The sequence below is a fragment of the Orenia metallireducens genome (assembly GCF_003001995.1).
Taxonomy (GTDB): domain Bacteria; phylum Bacillota; class Halanaerobiia; order Halobacteroidales; family Halobacteroidaceae; genus Orenia; species Orenia metallireducens_B.
This window is the reverse complement of sequence record NZ_PVNB01000005.1, coordinates 20,001-35,848: the sequence shown is the minus strand read 5'-3', so window position 1 is coordinate 35,848 and position 15,848 is coordinate 20,001. Positions and strand designations below refer to the sequence as shown.

Below are 15,848 nucleotides of genomic sequence, written 5' to 3'. Positions count from 1 at the left end.
GATATTTTGGATTATTAAATGAAATTATATAGAGAGATTACGACACTTTTTTATTAGCTACTCCTTCAGGGCTAAAAACAAGCCCTTTGTGATAAATCCGCTGCTGGCTTCTAGCCTTTAGCTTTTAAGGTCTTAGCTAATAACCAGTAGCTATAAGCTAGTAGCAAAACTATTGCAATATACCCACATAGTATTATATTTAAACTGGAATTCATAGATAGATAGATAGCTAACTTAGAGCTAAAGGAGGTTGATAATTTGAAAGAAAAGGTCTTTAAAGATCCAGTACATAACTTTGTATATGTCTATGACCAAGTGATTTTAGACTTAATTGATAGTAAGGAGATGCAGCGGTTAAGAAGAATTAAACAGCTTGGTATAGCTTATGTAACCTATCATGGTGCTGAGCATAGTAGATTTGCTCACTCTTTAGGAACTTATGAGGTGATGAGAAAGATTCTATCAAAGCTAGCCCGTAAAGGAGAGTTAGTATTATCTAAGAAAGAAGAGTTATTATGCAAGGTTACTGCTTTATTACATGATATAGGTCATGGCCCTTTCTCCCACTCCTTAGAGAGTGTCTTTGGTGGTAACCATGAGCTGTGGAGCAAGAGAATTATAGCTGCTGATAGTGAAGTCAATAGGATATTATCAGAGGTTAGTCCTGATTTTGCTGATGAGGTAGTACAGGTCTTAGATGGGAAGCATCCTAATAAGCTGATAGTTAGTCTAGTTTCAAGCCAGATTGATGCTGATCGGATGGACTATCTATTACGGGACTCTAAAGCAACTGGGGTTATTTATGGGGATTTTGATTTAGATAGAATTATTAGGGTAATGAAGCCTACTGAAGGGCAGATTCTATTTAGAGAAGCAGGGATGCACTCTATTGAAGCTTATATCCTAGCACGTTATGCTATGTATTGGCAGGTCTATTTCCATCCGACCAACCGTAGTGGAGAGATAATTTTAAAGAAGATATTTGAAAGAGTGCTTGATCTCTTCGAAAAAGGGTTTGACTTTTATCTACCAGAGAGTCTGAGAAATGTGCTAAAAGGGAAGATAAATATAGCAGATTATTTAAAATTAGATGATTCTTTAATCTTGACACTCTTTCAAGAATGGAGAGATTGTTCTGATCCGATCTTAGCTGATTTAAGCTCTAGAATCTTAGACCGCAGACTCTTAAAGAGAATCGAATGTGAAGATAAGGATGGATTATACGAAAGGTTAGTACCATTATTTGAGAAGGTAGGAATCAACCCTAAATATTACTTAGTTATAGATCATCCCTATCATATTCCTTATGATTACTATCAGCCAGAGGATGAGCATAGCAAGAATCCAATCTATTTGCAGAGTAAGAGCGGAAGTATAAAAGAGCTCTCTCAGCTGTCAGATCCAGTGAAGGCTATAGCAGGTAAAAGAGAGGTCATGTATAATCTTTACTATCCAAGGGAGCTTATCTTAGAGGATCAAGGAAGAGAGTATAAAGAGATTCGTGAGATATTAGGGTATTAATAAAATAACCTTTTAAATAAAACTTGAATATAATATAATTGATTATATTGTTAGAAAGGAGTGGGATAATGTTAACTTCAGATCAGAAGATTTTGGCTACTATTGCTCATATAGGAATTTTATTTGGAGCACCGATTTTGGCTCCATTACTGATATTCTTCTTAAGTGAAGACTCTTTTGTTAAGATTCAAGCTAAAGAAGCATTATTCTTTCAAGGGCTGATGGTGGTGGCTACGGTAATCAGTGCAGTTTTAACTTTTGTGCTTATTGGCTTTGCTTTTTTAGCAGTAATTGGTCCTCTATCGATTATTGCAGCTATTGTTGCCGTTGTGAAAGTATGGAATGATTATGACTTTTCTTATCCAATTACAGGTAAATGGGCTAGGAGAATGTAGTGCTAGTAAATTTGACAATGGGATTTGAGAATGTTATCATAATTAGAGCATATATAAAATAAAAGGTTTTTGGAGGGGATCTCTATGTTGAACTTAGGCGAAGCATTTGCCAAAGCAGGAGTTGTTGATGATAGTAGAGTAGAAAAAGTTAATAAAGAAGCTAAAAAGGAAGCAAGAAAATCTCAAGCTAAAAGGACTACTAAAGTAACAGTAGAAGATGCTGGAGAAAGATTTGATGGTAAAGTAAAATGGTTTAATAGTGAGAAAGGGTTCGGATTTATTGAAAGAGAAAGTGGAGATGATGTATTTGTTCATTTCTCTGCAATCAAAGAGGATGGATTTAGAAACCTTGAAGAGGGTGAGAGTGTAGAATTCTCTATTGAGAAAACTGACAAAGGACTACAAGCTCAGAATGTAGTTAAGTTATAAATCTTAAAAGAGTGCTTAGGTTTTTTCCTAGACACTCTTTTTCTTTTTTTTGTAACAGATTAATAAGAGTATAATTGGAATGGCTAATTCAAAGATAAGTTGAATATAATTTTCTGGTGAGTCTTTGAGAAAAATCAGAAAGCTGACTGGGTTAAAAGAGTTATTAGCAATTAGAATCAAAGTTAAAATAAAGAAAATAAGAACAAGCTTTCTTTTTTTTATCTTAAAGGTAGTTATGAATGATAATACAGAAGCATAACAGGTGAATGCTAACTTAATAATTCCAGTGATAAAGAGAATAATTGCTACTAGAGGATCCATTCCATGGATTATTTCGCCTAAATCTATAATAGTGCTGATACTCATAATAGGAATAGTGGTATGCTTAGTTAATTGGACCCCTAAAATAGCTATCATATTAATCACTGATAAGCAGACTAATATTCCTCCTATAATAGTACTAGTAAAAGAGATTTCATTGAGATAATCTCTAGATTTAAGATAATGCCAAACCATTAAAAAAGTTATCATATCCCCAAAAGGAAAGGTTAAAAGCTGAGAGAAGGAAACTTTAATGATAGGTTTTAATCCCTGACTTAATATTGGCTTTAAATTATCGAAATTCAATTCCCCAGAACCGATTATCAAGAAGATTCCAATTATAACTAGTGGGATGATTAAGAAGTATGTAATTACCTCTGTGAATCTAGCCATAGTCTCAATTCCCAAAAAGAGAAGGTAGAAAATAATCATTAAAATCATTATTTGAGTTGCTGATAGTGAAGCATCTTCTAATAAGCGTGAATTTAAAAAAATACTAATATCAAATAGATTCAATAAAGAGATATAGAGAAAATAGCAGGTATAAAGTAAACCCAAGGGGACTGTGATAAATCTTCCTAAGAGTACTTCTATTATTTCAATTAAGTTTTTATTGGGAAAACTAGCTTGTATTTGTAGATAGATTTTAACTAAGATAATTCCCATTAATAATGCCAGTAATACAGCAATCCAAGCATCTTGTTTAGCTTCTATGCCCATAGGGTAGATAGTTGAGTTACCTATTACAAAGGTAAGCATTATAGCAAATAATTGATTATCATTGATAAATTTCATATATGAGCCCCTTCTTAATTATTAAATGAGTCAATAAGTTATTATAGGTATTTGAATTTAAAATGAAACTTAATGAGTATATTGCGACACTTTCGTGTCGGGAATCAGGAATCTGGAACCAATGTTTATAACTGATTTCTGATTCCAGACAGCCAAACCATAGCATTATCATTCTATTTTTTTATTTTAAAGTTTTTATCTATATTTTTTCTAAGTTTAGAATGAATTTTATTGATGCTAACCTGACATTTGTCTTATTTTGTGTATAAAGTAATAATATTAAACATAGATTTAATTTGATAAATCAAATAGCTTATTGAATGAAAATCCTATATATAGTGGAAGATATATATATAGGAGGTGGAAAGATGGCTAATTCAATCACTATAGTCAAGGATAAGGTTAAGAGAATTGAGTTAGAAGAGTCGACTGGAATAGTTAAGGATGTTCTTTTAGATATTAAGCAGCAGAAGGGGAGTATCCCTAACCTCTTTAAGACTTTAGCTCATAAGCCTCAAATCTTAAGGTCAACTTGGAATCGAATGCAGTCCATTATGAAGGATGAAAAGCTGCCAGCAAAGGTAAAGAAGTTGGTAGCTTTACGAGTATCTATCTTAAATAATGCTGAATACTGTATCAATGCTCACTACAATGGGCTGATGCAGGTGGGTTATCCACCAGAAGTATTAGAACAGGTTAGAGAAGGTGATTATCAGTTATTAACTGAGATAGAAGCTAGAATCTTAGAGTTTGTAGATAAAGCCACCAATAATTTCTGGGAGCTGGCTGATGATGATTTTGAAGAGCTGGCTTTACAAGAAGAGGAACTATTGGAGTTGGTAGCAGTAATCGATTTATTTTCAGGATTAAATCGTGTTACAGCAATATTAAATATAGAAAAAGATTAACCTCAGTTAGAGGTTAATCTTTTTCATTATGAGATAGTACTCTTTAATACCTCTAACTTAATTAAATGGCGTTTCTCTTCAATTATTAGCTTTTCTAAAGCATCAAGGGTCTGATCATCGGTCTCCATCTCCAATAATTCACTATAAAGTAGCAGAGAGTTCTTTTCAGCCTTAATACCGACCTCGATCGCCTCAAGTAGATTGTGAGCGATATCATCAGTAACCTCTTCATCATCAGGAAATACCTTAGTATCGACCAAAGCGCGTAAGTATTGGTTAACCTCTTGGTCATAGAGGTAGTCTCTAGTGATACTTTTATCCTCTTCGTCAAAGACTTCTAATAATCTTTTAAAGTATTGGTAGTGCTCTTGTTCATCCTCTTGCAATTCTTTAAAAACTGCCTTCACCTCTGGTTCAGAGTTGACCTCTACACATCTTCTGTAGAATATCTCCCCTTGTTTTTCAACATTCATAGCAATCTTTAATATCTCTAAAGCATTAAATTGGGTTGACATATCAAACACCTCCTCTTTATATAATACTAAGTTTTGATAGGTTTAGCAATCATAGCATTAAAGTAGCACAATTCAAATAATTTTACTTTGCTAGGGAATAGATTTAGCTAAGCCCAAGTAGAGTGCTAAAAGAATATTTTATGATTTATTCAAGCTTAAAATTAATCTCAAATTTATATTTAAAGTATTGTAATATCTCTTGAATCTATTGTTACTAATATAGCTAAAATTTGAAATTATATGTTCTATTTTGGATAAAAATAGCTTTAATTACTAAGAATAAAGGCTATAAGTTTGAGATAGTTGTTTAAATTAAAAGTAAGCAAAATAAATTTTATATTGTTGAGAATTATCTCTTATAATAGTATTTTTAATAATTATTAAGCAAATAGCCAAAGTTATTAATAAATATTATTTTAATAATAGGTGATTAAATGGAGCAGAAAACAAGTAGCTTTCAACTATTTTGGATATCAGTAGGGCTAATACTACCAACTGCTGTTGTTGGGATACCAAACTTTGTTGTTACTCAAGCTGGACAGATGGGTTGGGTATCTATCATAGTGGCTGGAACTATTATAGGTTTAGTAAATTATATCTTTCTAACATTAGGATGTAAGTTCTCTGATAAAGGAGTTATAGAGGATGTCCAAAACATCTTTGGTCCGATTTTGGGAAGGATAATTACTATTCCTTATATATTTGCAATTACAATAACCAATTTATATCTATTATATCAGAGTACTGGTGATATCGAGGTCATCATGCCCCGTACCCCTCTAAGCTTCTTCTGGATTGGAATGATGATACTGCTTGTATTATTATCTTATAAGGGGATTGAGGTAATAGGGAGGGTTAGTGCTGTCGCTATTTTTATTCTATTAATTGGCTTTATTATAATTACAGGTTCGATTTTCACTAATCAAGGGATAGATTTTGACAATTTAAAGCCCTTTGTATTTAACTTCAAGGGTATATTTGCAGGAAGTATTTATCCAGCCAGATTATTCTTGTACCATTCTATTATAGTAATTCAGCTTAAGGATTTCTTTAGCAATCAGAAGAGGGCAATTAAAGCAGTAAACATAGCTAATTTAATTAATCAATTAGCTATAACTACTTTGATAGTAGTCTTTATAGGTTTATTAGGGGTTGACTTGATTAAAATAATACAATATCCTTTTTATATTTTAAGTACTTTAACTTTAAGAGGGGTAGAGGTTATTATGTTTATAATTTGGGTCTTAGGTAATGTTCTAAAGATGTCTATCTTCCACTTTGTATCCCTTAAATTAATCAGAGATTGGTTTGGTATTAGAGATTATAGGAAGATAATAATACCTTTCTCTATTTTAATTTTAGGATTAACCCTTTATGGTACTCAGATGCCTGTACCTGAATTACAGATTAAGTATGCTATTATAGGATTTTTGACGGTCATTAGTCTGCCGACAGTATTTCTAGTGAGTATAGGATATTGGATGAGCTTGAAGATTGGTAAAAAATGATACATTATAAGGATAATGCGACACTTTTGAATTTTAATTCTTCTCCCCCTCCCAAGAGAGAGGAACTTTTAAAAAGTAAAAGTGTTGTAATCTACCTATTAATAGTTATTACCAATATTGAAGCTCAACTAGCACAATAGGTTAAAATAACATCTTATAGTTGGGTGATAAAATGAGTGAAAAAATAAGCAGTTTTGAAGCCTTCTGGATAGGAATAGCAGTTATTTTACCTACTATCGTGATGACTGCTCCAAATATTGTGATTGAAGCCTGTGGTGGTCTTGCTTGGGCACCTATAATAGTGGCAGGTACATTTATGGGGTCATTAAATCATCTATTCTTAACTTTAGGCTGTAATTTTTCTAATAAGAGCATTGTTGATGATAGTAAAGAGATATTTGGAAAAATATTAGGTAAGGTAATTTTACTACCATATATTGCTGTTTTAATCATTACCAATCTCTTTCTATTGGTCTTTAGTACTGGGTATATTCAATTTGTGATGGAGAAGGCGTCTGGAGTTGGTCTGTGGATTGCTATTAGTATTTTAGTAGGATACTTATCCTATAGTGGTATTGAAACTATTGCCAGAAGCAATACTATTGGAAGCTTTATCTTATTAGTTGGTATAGTTATTATTATACTAACGACTCCCTTAGTTATAACTATAAACTTAGATAACTTAAAACCTTTAATCTTTAGCTTTAAGAAGGTTATCGCTGGAGGATTATATCCAGCAAGGTTATTCTTTTATCATTCAGTTATCCTAATAGTATTAAAGCCTTATTTTAGTAAGAAAAGAGGAGCAATTAAGGCTATTGGACTATCAAATCTAATAATTCAGATAGTAGTCAGTATCTTAGTAATCCTATTAGTTGCTACTTTTGGTAAAGAATTAGCTGTTACTTTGAATTTCTCCTTTCATAATCTAAGTGATTTATCATTGGCAGGTGTAGAGACTATTACCTTTGTAATTTGGATTTTAGGTAATATCTTAAAGATTGGGATATTTAACTTTGCAGCTGTCAAATTGATTGCCAATTTGTTTGAGTTAAAGGATTATAGGAAGATAGTGATTCCCTTTACGTTCTCTATTCTTGCCTTAACAGTGTACAGTACCGATATTCGTCTACCTGGTTCAGATACTAAATACTTTGTTATTGGTGCTTTATTAACTGTTAGTTTACCTACTATTTTATTATTAATACTGGCATATGCTTTAGTGGGTAGGAGGAATGGGTAGATGGATACACAATACTAAATTTATATTAGGTGATATAATGTCAACAAAAAAGATAAGTAATAAACAGGCCTTTCTATTGTCATTAAATGTAATCTTAACAACTATTATATTGCTTGTGCCAAGTGAAATGATTATGTCTGCTGGGAGAGCGGCTTGGATTTCAATTATTTTTGCCAGTCTTCTCATTCTGGCTATACATTATATAGTTTTTAAATTAAGCTGCCAATTTTCTAATCAAAGCCTTGTCCAAGATTGTATAGATATTTTTGGAAAGATACTGGGAAGACTGATTTTAATCCCTTTTATCATGCTAAATATAGAATTAACTATCTTAATAATATACGAGAGTGTTGGATTTGTAGAATTTGTAATGCCGACTAAAGGGGCAATGGGAATTTGGATTGCTAATGCTTTGATTGCAGGTTATTTATCTTATAAAGGGATAGAAACAATTATGCGGGTAAATGGTTTTGGAATATTTATTATGTTATTTTCAATTTTTATTATTATCTCAACTAACTATGATTTAATCGACTTTGCCAGGTTACAACCTATAGTACTAGATTTTAAACAAATAGCCAGAGGTAGTTTATTACCATTACATTGGTTTTTAATAATTCCTAATCTATTTTTAGTATATAAACCTTTTTTTAAAGACAAGGCTAAGGTGCTTAAGATTAGCCTATTAGGTAATTTAACCAGCATGGTTATTATTTCAGTCTTATTAGCCACTACTATTACGATATTTGGGAGTCAGTTAGGCAGTATCATAGAATATCCTTTTTATACATTGAGTACATTATCTATTACTGGATTGGATGTAACTGTTTTTGTGGCTTGGATTATGGCAACAATGATTAAGGTAGGATTTTATTACTTCACATCTTTATATTTAATCAAGGAATGGTTTAAGTTAAGTAGTTATAGGAGTCTAATTTTACCATTTATGATATTTACAGTCTCTTTAGGCTATTTTCAAACTGATATTCATTATTTAAAGACTTTATTTATATATATTATAACAATCTTTATATTTGTTTTAGAAGTCCCTTTTCTTCTCTTATTAATTGGAGCTTATCTATTTAAAAATAATGTTAAGTTTAATCCATAGATGATTTAAATAGAATGAGATCAATTAATAAATGAGCTATTAGTTGTACACAATAACCTTATAGTTTGTAACTAAATAAATATTAACTTCTCTATACATAAAAAGGATGGGATAATCAATGAGTAAGAAGATGAAAAGACCTTTAACAATAGAAGAAAAGAAAAGAAAGGATGAAGAAGAAGTTTTAGAAAGATTAGAAGAGAAGTATCTCAATGACATAGATATTAATAATTTAAAAGTATATAGTAGCCTTGAGAAAAACTTAGTTTATCTTGAGGCTTTATTCAGTAAAGCAAGTGATTTTAATACTAGAAAATTTAAGTTAGGTGATGAAGAGGTCAAGGCTACTTTGGTATATGTTCAAGGGATAGTAAATAAAGGTTTTATTAATGATACTATCTTAAGAGAATTGATGATTGTTAGTAGAAATCAAGATTTAAAATTATCAAGAAGTTACTCAAATTTAATTGATTTAATAGAAGATAGACTATTGACTATGGGGACTATAGAGAGAAGAGATGAGTTTACTACAATAATAGATGATATGTTATGTGGACATGCGGTATTGTTAATAGATGGTTATGATGAGGCGATTTCTATACCGATTCCAACCCGTGAAGTTAGAAATGTAGCTGAGCCTGAGACTGAAAGTGTTGTAAGGGGACCTAGAGAAGGGTTTGTAGAGAGCATAGATATCAATTTATCTTTAGTAAGAGGAAGAATTAAGACCCCTGATCTGAAGTTTGAGAGCTTTAGATTAGGTAGGGTTAGCAAGACCGATATTACCGTTGCTTATATTGAAGGGATTGCTCCTCAGGATTTAATAGATGAGGTGTTAAATAGGGTCAAGCGGATAGATATAGATATAGTTAATGAAAGTGGTATTATAGAGCAGCTAATTGAGGATGATCCCTTCTCTCCCTTTCCCCAAATATCTAATACAGAACGCCCTGATGGAGTTGCTTCATCTTTAAATGAAGGTAGGGTAAGTATATTTGTTGATGGTACTCCTTTTGTACTTGTTATGCCTAGTGTCTTTGTCCATTTCCTACAGGCAAATGAGGACTATTATCAGAGATTCTTTTTCTCCTCATTTGTAAGAATGTTAAGGTTTGTAGCTTTTTTAGTTGCTTTACTAGGTCCATCTGTCTATATTGCTATTACCACTTTTCATCAGGAGATGATTCCTACTAAATTACTCTTAAGTATTGTTGCTTCAAGAGCTGGGGTTCCCTTCCCTGCCTTAGTAGAAGCATTAATTATGGAAATTGCCTTTGAATTCTTGCGTGAAGCAGGTATAAGATTGCCCAAGACCGTTGGGCAAGCAGTCAGTATCGTAGGAGCCTTAGTCGTGGGGGAAGCAGCAGTTCAGGCGGGATTGGTCTCTCAGGCCATGGTTATTGTGGTGGCACTTACAGGTATTGCCTCCTTTATGATTCCAGCCTATAGTTTTGCTCTAGGTGTGAGGTTAATTCGTTTTGGAGTAATGTTTTTAGCAGCTAGCTGGGGAATGTTTGGGATTACCTTTGCTGTCTTAGCCTTGTTAATCCACTTATGTAGTCTAAGAACCTTTGGTGTACCCTATTTATCACCAATTACTCCGGTAGATTGGGAAGCTTTAAAGGATTCCTTTATTAAAGTTCCAGAGTGGTTTAAGAATAGTCGCCCATCTTATCTGGTTAAAGATGATAATCAAAGGATTGCCTCTAATGTTAAGCCTTCACCAGCTAAAGGGGATGATGAAGATGAATAGAAGGTCTATCAGTTTATTACTATTATTACTATTAGTAGTCAACCTAACTGCTTGTGCTGGCAAGAGGGAGATGGACGAATTAGGGATTGTTGGTCTAACTGCTGTTGACTGGGACCCAAAGCAGCAGAAGTATGAAATTATGGTACAGGTAATTGTTCCTAGTAGAGCAGGTGGTGGAATGGGTGGTTCAAATATTCAACTTTGGAATGCTACTGCTACTGGAAAAACTTTAATGAGAGCCAGTAAGAATTTAAGATCTAGAGTCTCTAAAAAACTGGTCTGGTTTCATAGTAATTTGATAATTATTGGTGAGCAAGCAGCTAAAAAGGGTTTAAAGGATATAATCGATTTTTTTGCTAGAAATAAAGAGATTAGATATAATAGCTGGGTTTTAATCTCTGAATATCCTATTAGGGAGACTTTGGAGTCTAATCCACGCTTTGAAGGAAGTCTTCCTTCTGAGATTCAAGGTTTAATTGAGAATAACAAAACAGATTGGTCAGAGTCTTATTCTATTAATTTAAAAGATATGTTAATTAGATTAGCTGATGATGACTTTGATGAGATTACTGGTAGATTAACCAATCACCGTCCTCAGCTAGCACCAGAGGGAACTTATGAACAGCTAGATTTAGTAAAAGATGTTCCTGTTGATTTAAGGGATGTAATTGCTTTATCAGGGGCGGCTGTTTTAAAGGATGGTAAACTTAAGGGCTGGCTTGATAGAGTAGAGTCTAAGGGTTATCTATTTATAGCGGATGAAATTGAAGGTGGGGCTATTGTAGAGTATTCTAAGGAAAAGGAAAAGTTCTCAGCAGAGATATTGAGCAATAAATCTAAGTTAAAGCCAGAATTTAAGAATGGGAAGGTAAGTTTTAAATTAGAGGTTAAGACAGATGTAGCAATCACTGAGGCAATTACTAAGTTAGATCTTACCAAGAGCGAGGATATTGAGTTACTACAGAAGGATTTAGCTAAAGAGGTTAAAAAGTACATTGAGACAACTTTAAAGACGGCTCAACAGGAATATAATGCTGATATCTTTGGCTATGGGAATGCTATCTATCGGAGCTATCCTAAGAAATGGGAAGAGATCAAGGATGATTGGGATCAAATCTTTCCTACAGTAGTGACAGATATTAAAGTAGAGATTATTGTCAAACGATTAGGAATGATCTCACAGCCAATCACTAAACCTCAATAAGGGAGTAAAGAGATGAAGATAATAACTTTAACTTTGTTCTTTATAGTTTTAATTTATTTTCAAGTTAAAGGTCTGGTCAAGCAGAAGGAATGGAAAGAATTATTTGTATATACTTTATTAATGTCGATAGGGATCTTATATAGTTATGGGGTACTTCTGGAGCTGTCACTACCTAATCCCATTTTAATATTATCAAATTTATTTAAACCACTTTATGAGTATATCTTTAATCAATTATTAGCATAAAAAGAGTTGAGGAAAAATTCCTCAACTCTTTTTATGTATATAATGAGATAATATAGAGATATTGCGACACTTTGGGTGTTAGTGTGATTAAGTATATAACAACCACCCTCTTTTCGGGTCTAACGACCACTTCGCAATAAATTTCCTAAATCCTCTTCCTTAAAAGGAGAGGACTTCAAGAACCTTTTTTATCCCTCCCCTTTTAAGGGGGACATTTAAAAATTGAGATTCCACGAAGAGTTTTTGGTCTTTTAAAAACTCGTAGGGGAGGCTAGGAGGGGGGGAGTTTTAAAAGTGTCGCACTATCCCCATTAGCCATCATCACTTTTCTTATTTTTTACAAACAATCTCTTCAGATAATAGACCAATAAACTAATTATCGGTAGATAAATTCCAATTCCTATATTAATCCAGAGGGAGGGACCTAAGCCAAATTCTAGATGCTGTACCCGACCAGGAGCGATAATAATTGATAGATAGCCTGCTATGATGGGTAATATAATGGACAATCTTTTATAAGATAAATTAAAAAGAATTGAAAATCCCTTTACAGCACCATACATTAAAAGTTTGATCTTTTCAAATAAGATTAAGGTGGTGCTTAAGGCGATAAAAAAGTCCAATTTTAATAGATTTCCACTGACTATCTGTCCACTTCTAACTAAAGGATAACTTACATTCTCAGCTAATGTTATACCAAGAACTGAGACGATAGTAACAGTATTTATAGTTAATATCAAAAAGGATAAGCTAATTGCTCTGATAAAGTATCTCTTAATATTTTTATAATTATTGACTTTAGAAAAGACCATAGGAAAAATTATTAACTCAGCAAGGGGGAAGGCAAGAATTCCTGGATATATCTCCTTCCAAATTGGAGTCAATCCTTTAGCTAAAACTGGTTGTAGAGTTGTAAGGTCAGCACTGAAGAATAATAAGTAAATAGTACTAGGTGTTAAGAGTAATAAGCCTATTACAAGAGTAAAGGTGGTAACTCTTGCTATCATTTCAATATTATAATAGATACAGTATATAATTAAGATAATAGCTAATAGAGTAAGTGACTTTAGACTTGCTTGTGTAACTAGAAAGTGGTTGAGCTGTCCTGCAAAATCTCTAATATTTCTAATACTTATGTAAAGAAAGAAGGAAGAATAAATCATACCTACTAGCCATCCTAAATATCTACCAAATATCTCTTTGTTTATTTCAATTAGATTTTTTTGAGGATCTATAGAATTTATCTTGATATATATCATTGCCAAAATGATTCCTAAAGGTAGGGCAAAAACCATGACCAGATAAGAGTCCTGTTTAGCCTTAATTCCGAGAGGAAATAGGATAGCACTGCCAAGTAGAAAATTAACTACTAAAATAAAGAGTTGTAAATTGGAGATCTTTTTCATATAATCACTCCACAGATATATCTAGTTATTATAGGTTATTTTTTGTATTTATAAGAATTTTATACCTAAGTATTCAAATAATAATTACTTTTGATCTTGTTTCTCATTCATTTAAGGTCTATAGCTATATAATATTAAGAATAAAAAAATTAAAATTTATATGTATAACTCCTGTTATTCGTGTCAATGCTAGTACTAAGAAAATATGGTATAAAATGGGAGTGATAATATGGAAAAGGTAAAGCTAACTGGGGTTAATACTTCACAGTTACCTGTCTTATCAAATAAAGAGATGATGGAGTTATTTAATAAAGTTAATAATGGGGATATAGAAGCAAGAACAGAAATAGTTAATGGTAATTTAAGATTGGTCTTAAGTGTATTACAAAGGTTTAGAAATAGTAGCCATCCAATAGATGATCTATTTCAAATAGGGTGTATTGGGCTAGTCAAGGCTGTTGATAATTTTAAAATAAGTAAAGGAGTTAGGTTCTCTACTTATGCTGTACCGATGATTTTAGGGGAGATTAAACGTTATATTAGGGATAATCGTGAAGTTAGGGTAAGCCGTTCATTAAGGCAATTGGCCTATCGAGCTTTAAGAACAAGGGATAAGTTACGTAAAAAGACTGGAAAAGAACCTAGTTTGGATGAGATTTCAAAAATAATTGATATTCCTAGGGCGGATATAGTTTATGCTTTAGAAGCGACCAAGAATCCTATCTCTATCTTTACCCCAATCTTTGAGGATGAAGGTGATCAATTGAGAATCATGGACCAATTAAGTGATAATGGAGGGCTAGACTGGACAGAAGAGATTAATATCAAAGATGCCTTTGCTGTCTTATCTGCTAGAGAGAGATTTATCATTAATTTAAGGTTCTTTCAGGGGCAGACACAAGCAGAAGTTGCTCAAAGAATTGGTGTATCTCAAGCTCAGGTCTCTCGGATTCAAAAGAAGGCTCTAGAGAAATTAAGAAATGAGATTGAATTAAAGGAGGAAGCAAAATGAAAAGAGTAAGATTCATATTAATTATTGCAGTTACCTTACTTACATTATCAATACTAGGGAGTAAAACAGCTTTTGTACTAGAGCCAAGAGATTATACCCCTGATAACTTATTAAGATTACATGTTATTGCAAATAGTAACACTTTAGCTGATCAAGCATTAAAGAGATTGATTAGAAACAAAGTTATTGAATCAACTAAAAAGCTTCTCACTGATGTTAAAGATGTAACTGATGCTAGTAGTATAATGGAAGCTAATATTGATTATTTAACAGAAGTAGTAAATGAAGAACTTAGCAGAAGAGGTAAGGATTATAAGGTAGCAATTAAAGTAGAAGAAACATACTTTCCAACGAGAACTTATGGTAGTGTAACCTTACCTGAAGGTAATTATCAAGCAGTAAGGGTGATTTTAGGAGATGGTAATGGGGCTAATTGGTGGTGTGTCTTATTTCCACCTTTATGCTTTGTAGATTCTGTTGACTCAGTAAATAATAAGTCTCCTAAATTAATGGAAGCTAAAGCCAATAGTTCTAATATGGGAGAAGATACAGAGGTAGAAGTTGAGTTTAGATTGAAATTTTTAGATTATCTTAAGAAGAATCCTGAATTGATTAAGAAGAATTTAAAATTGGCTAAGATATTCTCTTTTGGAAAATAAATAATGTGTTTCTCACACCTTCTAATAATCAAATAAACTTTTCACCAATTGCTATTTATTACATATGATGTTATAAAGTGAATCTTGACGAAGCGACTGATTTTGTCGCAGAGTTTTAGATGAACTTATCCAGTGGTCAAAGTGAATCTTAATGAAGTGACTGATTTTGTTGCAGAACCCTAGATGAATTAATCAACTGGACAAAGTTGAGTTTGGCAGATTATAAGCTTTTAGTACAATTTATAATCTCTAGATAATCTATTTTCAGCAGTATAACTGTTATCAATTGGGAAAATGATAAGAGGGAGGTGGATTCATGAAGGAGGAAGATATAGATAAGAAGGTAGAAGAGATAGTTAATAAATATAGGAATATACCTTATAAGCATAACGGCAGGTCTTTGACTGGTTTAGACTGTTTAGGCTTACTAATATCGGTATATAGAGAGTTTGGAATTGAAATACCATCAGATGATGGTTCATATATCTCTGAAGAATGGTATAAAGAAGACCCAGATCGTTATTTAAAAGGTATTTTAAATATAGGAGAAGCAATTGATTTTGAGCAATTGCAGACTTTAGATTTAGTCTACTTTGAATTATTAGATGGAGTTGTGACCCATTCAGGAATTATGATTAATGATCATGAATTTATTCATATTTTACAAAGAAGGAATGTAGAAGTAAGCCGTTTTAATAGATTTTGGCGAAAGAAGTTTGCAGGAGCAAGGAGGCTAACTGAATAATCTACTATATTATATAAATAAATTATTTGAACTGGAGAATGAATTTAGGAGTTAAAAGTGTAATTAGATTAAGGCTA

15 protein-coding genes and 1 pseudogene are annotated in these 15,848 nt (G+C 32.5%); 13 read left to right on the top strand and 3 right to left on the bottom strand.

Features of this window, described 5'->3' with window-relative positions:
- The first annotated feature begins 258 nt into the window (after positions 1-258).
- The 3 genes and pseudogenes from BX659_RS04810 to BX659_RS19380 all read left to right on the top strand — a co-directional run.
- Positions 259-1,521 carry an HD domain-containing protein gene (locus tag BX659_RS04810; RefSeq protein WP_097016688.1) on the top strand — a complete coding sequence of 421 codons (1,263 nt, stop codon included), beginning with the start codon at positions 259-261 and terminating at the stop codon, positions 1,519-1,521.
- Between the two features lie 68 nt (positions 1,522-1,589).
- Entirely contained in the window at positions 1,590-1,916 is a 327-nt protein-coding gene (locus tag BX659_RS04805) for a DUF4870 domain-containing protein (RefSeq protein WP_097016687.1), read from the top strand.
- 234 nt (positions 1,917-2,150) lie between these two features.
- A pseudogene (locus BX659_RS19380) lies at positions 2,151-2,345 on the top strand (cold-shock protein); the annotation flags it as partial.
- A 27-nt stretch (positions 2,346-2,372) separates the two neighbouring features.
- On the opposite strand, the gene BX659_RS04795 reads toward BX659_RS19380, so the two are convergent.
- On the bottom strand, positions 2,373-3,461 hold the full coding sequence (locus BX659_RS04795) for a GerAB/ArcD/ProY family transporter (RefSeq protein WP_097016685.1): 1,089 nt from the start codon (positions 3,459-3,461) through the stop codon (positions 2,373-2,375).
- Positions 3,462-3,829: 368 nt separating this feature from the next.
- Between BX659_RS04795 and BX659_RS04790 the strand changes: the two genes are divergently transcribed.
- Positions 3,830-4,369, top strand: a complete 540-nt coding sequence (locus BX659_RS04790; protein ID WP_097016684.1) for a carboxymuconolactone decarboxylase family protein — start codon at positions 3,830-3,832, stop codon at positions 4,367-4,369.
- Positions 4,370-4,395: 26 nt separating this feature from the next.
- On the opposite strand, the gene BX659_RS04785 is transcribed toward BX659_RS04790, so the two are convergent.
- A complete protein-coding gene (locus BX659_RS04785; protein ID WP_097016683.1) occupies positions 4,396-4,884 on the bottom strand; it encodes a ferritin family protein in 489 nt (162 codons plus the stop codon).
- A 434-nt stretch (positions 4,885-5,318) separates the two neighbouring features.
- Here BX659_RS04785 and BX659_RS04780 point away from each other — a divergent pair, with 434 nt between their 5' ends.
- The 6 genes from BX659_RS04780 (at position 5,319) to BX659_RS04755 (ending at position 11,949) form a co-directional block, all read left to right on the top strand.
- Positions 5,319-6,392, top strand: coding sequence for a GerAB/ArcD/ProY family transporter (locus BX659_RS04780; protein WP_097016682.1), 1,074 nt, complete (start codon positions 5,319-5,321; stop codon positions 6,390-6,392).
- Positions 6,393-6,564: 172 nt separating this feature from the next.
- Positions 6,565-7,635, top strand: coding sequence for a GerAB/ArcD/ProY family transporter (locus BX659_RS04775; RefSeq protein WP_097016681.1), 1,071 nt, complete (start codon positions 6,565-6,567; stop codon positions 7,633-7,635).
- Positions 7,628-8,746 carry a GerAB/ArcD/ProY family transporter gene (locus BX659_RS04770; protein WP_097016680.1) on the top strand — a complete coding sequence of 373 codons (1,119 nt, stop codon included), beginning with the start codon at positions 7,628-7,630 and terminating at the stop codon, positions 8,744-8,746. Before BX659_RS04775 ends, BX659_RS04770 begins: the two co-directional genes overlap by 8 nt.
- Positions 8,747-8,864: 118 nt before the next feature.
- Positions 8,865-10,499, top strand: a complete 1,635-nt coding sequence (locus BX659_RS04765; protein ID WP_106231685.1) for a spore germination protein — start codon at positions 8,865-8,867, stop codon at positions 10,497-10,499.
- Positions 10,492-11,703 carry a Ger(x)C family spore germination protein gene (locus tag BX659_RS04760; protein WP_106231683.1) on the top strand — a complete coding sequence of 404 codons (1,212 nt, stop codon included), beginning with the start codon at positions 10,492-10,494 and terminating at the stop codon, positions 11,701-11,703. The genes BX659_RS04765 and BX659_RS04760 overlap by 8 nt, the downstream gene beginning before the upstream one ends.
- 12 nt (positions 11,704-11,715) lie before the next feature.
- Positions 11,716-11,949, top strand: coding sequence for a hypothetical protein (locus BX659_RS04755; protein ID WP_097016677.1), 234 nt, complete (start codon positions 11,716-11,718; stop codon positions 11,947-11,949).
- A gap of 311 nt (positions 11,950-12,260) precedes the next feature.
- On the opposite strand, the gene BX659_RS04750 is transcribed toward BX659_RS04755, so the two are convergent.
- Positions 12,261-13,355, bottom strand: coding sequence for a GerAB/ArcD/ProY family transporter (locus BX659_RS04750; RefSeq protein WP_106231681.1), 1,095 nt, complete (start codon positions 13,353-13,355; stop codon positions 12,261-12,263).
- Positions 13,356-13,584: 229 nt separating this feature from the next.
- On the opposite strand from BX659_RS04750, the gene BX659_RS04745 reads away from it, so the two are divergent.
- The 3 genes from BX659_RS04745 (at position 13,585) to BX659_RS04735 (ending at position 15,771) form a co-directional block, all read left to right on the top strand.
- The gene (locus BX659_RS04745) at positions 13,585-14,367 is read left to right on the top strand and encodes a SigB/SigF/SigG family RNA polymerase sigma factor (protein WP_097016675.1); all 783 of its coding nucleotides are present in this window, start codon (positions 13,585-13,587) and stop codon (positions 14,365-14,367) included.
- The gene (gene spoIIR, locus BX659_RS04740; protein ID WP_106231679.1) at positions 14,364-15,026 is read left to right on the top strand and encodes a stage II sporulation protein R; all 663 of its coding nucleotides are present in this window, start codon (positions 14,364-14,366) and stop codon (positions 15,024-15,026) included. Before BX659_RS04745 ends, spoIIR begins: the two co-directional genes overlap by 4 nt.
- 316 nt (positions 15,027-15,342) lie before the next feature.
- Positions 15,343-15,771 carry a C40 family peptidase gene (locus BX659_RS04735; protein WP_097016673.1) on the top strand — a complete coding sequence of 143 codons (429 nt, stop codon included), beginning with the start codon at positions 15,343-15,345 and terminating at the stop codon, positions 15,769-15,771.
- Positions 15,772-15,848 lie beyond the last annotated feature (77 nt).